3 protein-coding genes are annotated in these 3,067 nt (G+C 34.0%); all 3 read right to left on the bottom strand.

All coding sequences use genetic code 11. The annotated features are described in order from the left end of the window. Positions 1–222: 222 nt before the first annotated feature. Genes NFS31_RS26395 through NFS31_RS26385 form a run of 3 tightly spaced genes read right to left on the bottom strand, consistent with a single transcriptional unit; the run spans position 223 to position 2,359 of the window. On the bottom strand, positions 223–594 hold the full coding sequence (locus tag NFS31_RS26395; protein WP_251501966.1) for a BlaI/MecI/CopY family transcriptional regulator: 372 nt from the start codon (positions 592–594) through the stop codon (positions 223–225). Between the two features lie 25 nt (positions 595–619). Further along, positions 620–1,942 (bottom strand): M56 family metallopeptidase, encoded by a 1,323-nt coding sequence (locus NFS31_RS26390; RefSeq protein ID WP_251501963.1) that lies wholly within the window; start codon positions 1,940–1,942, stop codon positions 620–622. Between the two features lie 21 nt (positions 1,943–1,963). Continuing rightward, positions 1,964–2,359 (bottom strand): BlaI/MecI/CopY family transcriptional regulator, encoded by a 396-nt coding sequence (locus NFS31_RS26385; protein WP_251501960.1) that lies wholly within the window; start codon positions 2,357–2,359, stop codon positions 1,964–1,966. Positions 2,360–3,067 lie beyond the last annotated feature (708 nt).

Raw genomic sequence — 3,067 nt, 5'->3', positions numbered from 1 at the left:
GGTGGTTTTGTCAATAAAATTCAGGTGGTTCGGCTAAGTGTGGCGAAAATTCATCGTCACGTTTTCGAGAATCCGGGCTAAATACATTGTTCTCTGTCCTCCTCCTTTTTTATTTTGAAATGAGTAAATCCGATTCCAGCAGATAATTGCTAATGCCATGCCCCTCTCCTCTGTAGATTTTGAAAGCAAACCAACTCATATCAATCCATTACAGGCAAAATCTTATAATAATTTTCTTAATTCGTCCGCTTCTTGTTCCGTTAGCGTTCCTTCTCCAATAAAAGCGCACATCAAGCGGCTGATCGAATTTCCGTAGCATTCTTTTACCATTTTCTTTGTCCAATTATGAATATGCTGTTCCTTCGTACAGGTAGCATAATATGCGTTGTATGGAGTTGCGCTTTTATCCGCTTCAATCATTCCCATTCTCTGCAGGTTCGCTAAATAAGTACTTAATGTCTGTACCTTCCAGGTCTTTTTCCATTCATTCAGTGCAACTGACATAATTTCTCTAAAGGTCATAGGTTTCTCTGCCTGCCAGAGTAATTCCATGATTTGAGATTCGGTATTGGTCAAACCATATGTTTTATTCATTCTGTTCTATCCTTTCTGCTAAAAGTTAATGTGGGCATTCTTTATAGATGTGTATATTTTTTTCATCTCCTACTTTTACAAAGCCACACAAAGCACAAATTTGCGCATCATATTCTATTACAGTGCATCCACCACTACTGTTCTTTGTATGTTTTTTATAAATACCGTTTATGTATTCATGAGAACAAGTTGCCCGTTCTGATAAGTTCGATTCCTTTATTTCACATATTTCACCTGCATCATCAATAAAATATTGATCGTAAGGCATAGATTCATTAACCGTATCTCCTACTATGATTATATCATCAAAAGAAAAAGTATTATCCTTCTGACTAGTTACTATATTTGGAGCTTCATACGCGAAAGCAGTCAAACCACCTGCCATACAAATGATAATCATTGATACAATAGAAAAAATCATTTTATTTTTTCTGATATTTCTCATTTCCATAATTCTCCTTTTCATTGTCCTTTGATGCCCCTTGTCTGCGATACCAACAAATAAAGAATAACTATTATCTGGTGCTTTTCTGGAAGCTGCCTGTATCAATAGTTCGCCATATTCTCTACGTCCAACTTCTCCCTTATCTTGCAGAACACCATTATCACAATACATTTCTCCAATAGCAGAAAGTTCATGATATAAAAAATAGCTGAGTGGGTTAAACCAATGAATTGCAACGACCAGCAGTCCTAAATATTTTACTAAGATATCATTACGCTTTATATGTAGCAATTCGTGTTTTATCATATACCGAAATGCTTTTTTATCCATTTCTCTTTCGTAATAAGCAGGAAACCATACAGTTGGAAAAATAACGCCGCTTGTTACAGGTGACCGACAATATTCAGAGCAAATAAATCGAATCTGTTTTTTTATGTTCAATTCCTTTTGTATTTCTAAGAAAATTTCTTGAAGTTCCGTATTTTCAATTTTATTTTCTCCAACTATATATAATTTCTTGAACTTTTGATTTTGAACAAAAAATCTTGAGTAAATTACACTGGATATAAGCATACATAATACAATCATGAAAAACATCATATATATATTAGGCGATAACTGTATAAGTCCATTTTCAATATATATACTATATGTTAAATCGAAGCTTGACGGTTTCATGGCAAATATTTTATCCCACAACGCCGGAAACAGTGCCTTTAATAATTTCAACACATAATACTTACATTCTGCAACAGGGATTAAGTAAAAAAACATAGCTATTTTTAATATTCTATATCTCCATATCAGCGGAAAATATCTTTGAGCTAATGGATAGAATAAAACATAAAGTATCATAATAACACTACCAGACAAAGACATCATAAATAAAATATTCCGAAACATGTTTGCTCTACCTCCCTATAATTATTTTATGTTTTCATGTCCCGCCTCCTCATATAATAATTTCCTTAATTCTTCAACATCTTTTTCTGACAATTCATCAGTTCCCAGAAAATTTTTTATCCTATGTGCAATGGAGTTTTCTTGATAGTTAATACCTCTTTCTTTTGCCAGCCTCACCTCTAATTCCCTTTTTGTATAGAGTGCATAATACATTGAAGGTTCTCTCACGTCTATCATTCCAAGTGCTTGTAACCTGTTTAGACAGACTTTTACATTTTGTTGTTTTTTTAACTTTGTCCAGCCGGTTCCAACAGCCAATGCAATCACATCGACAGAAAGCGGCCTATTGGCCAGCCATAATAATTCTATTACCCGATATTCCTTGTGCTTTAAACCGAGTTTTTTGTTTACTAGCAACGCCCCCCCCTTTCATATCCCGCAAAGGGATTATCATGGCGCTTTAATTATATAAGCGACGTAAAATACTTCAATACCTTAATTGTACTACTGCTTTTTAGTATACTTCTGTTATATTTTAAGCCATTTGGCCCTTTTTGTCAATTCAATTTTTCGTAATTTTCGCTGGTTCATAAATAGTATCCATATATGGGGATTCAGGTTATCGAAATTTTCCGATAACATCCGTTATACCGAAACCCATGTTATACCGAAATATGAAAAAAGCGTTGAAAATACAGGAGCTTCTTTAGAAAAATTCGGTATAATTTTTTTAATGTCCCTATACCGCTACGTTCAAAGAATCAAGTTCGGCGATAGATAATTCGGTATAATCATTTGCTCTCTTTTTTCATAAATCTTGTGATTTTGAAATTAGGGCAAACCACATAAACACAATATCTTGATTTTATAGCAGTTCAATATTATACCGGAAATTCATAGTCGATGCGTGCTTATGGTCGTGAGTAAGTCCGCATCTGTGAAAAAGTTATACCGAAATATTATCAGGCAGATGCGATGAACAAAGGCTTTTGGGGATGCTTTCGGTATAATATGAAATTCGGTATAACGAAGTTTATACCGAATTCAGTATAATTGTAGTTATAGGAACAAAATTTTTATCGGAACAAGTTACAAGAATCCTTGAAAATACAAGGATACAGCGGT

The organism is Otoolea muris (genome assembly GCF_943193115.1).
In the GTDB taxonomy this organism is placed as follows: Bacteria; Bacillota; Clostridia; order Lachnospirales; family Lachnospiraceae; genus Otoolea; species Otoolea muris.
Note: the sequence above shows the minus strand (reverse complement) of the source record. Positions and strands in the feature narration are given on the sequence as shown.

Coding starts and splice junctions, on each gene's coding strand:
- NFS31_RS26395 (WP_251501966.1), bottom strand. CDS start 594: ATGAATAAAACATATGGTTTGACCAATACCGAATCTCAAATCATGGAA.
- NFS31_RS26390 (WP_251501963.1), bottom strand. CDS start 1,942: ATGTTTCGGAATATTTTATTTATGATGTCTTTGTCTGGTAGTGTTATT.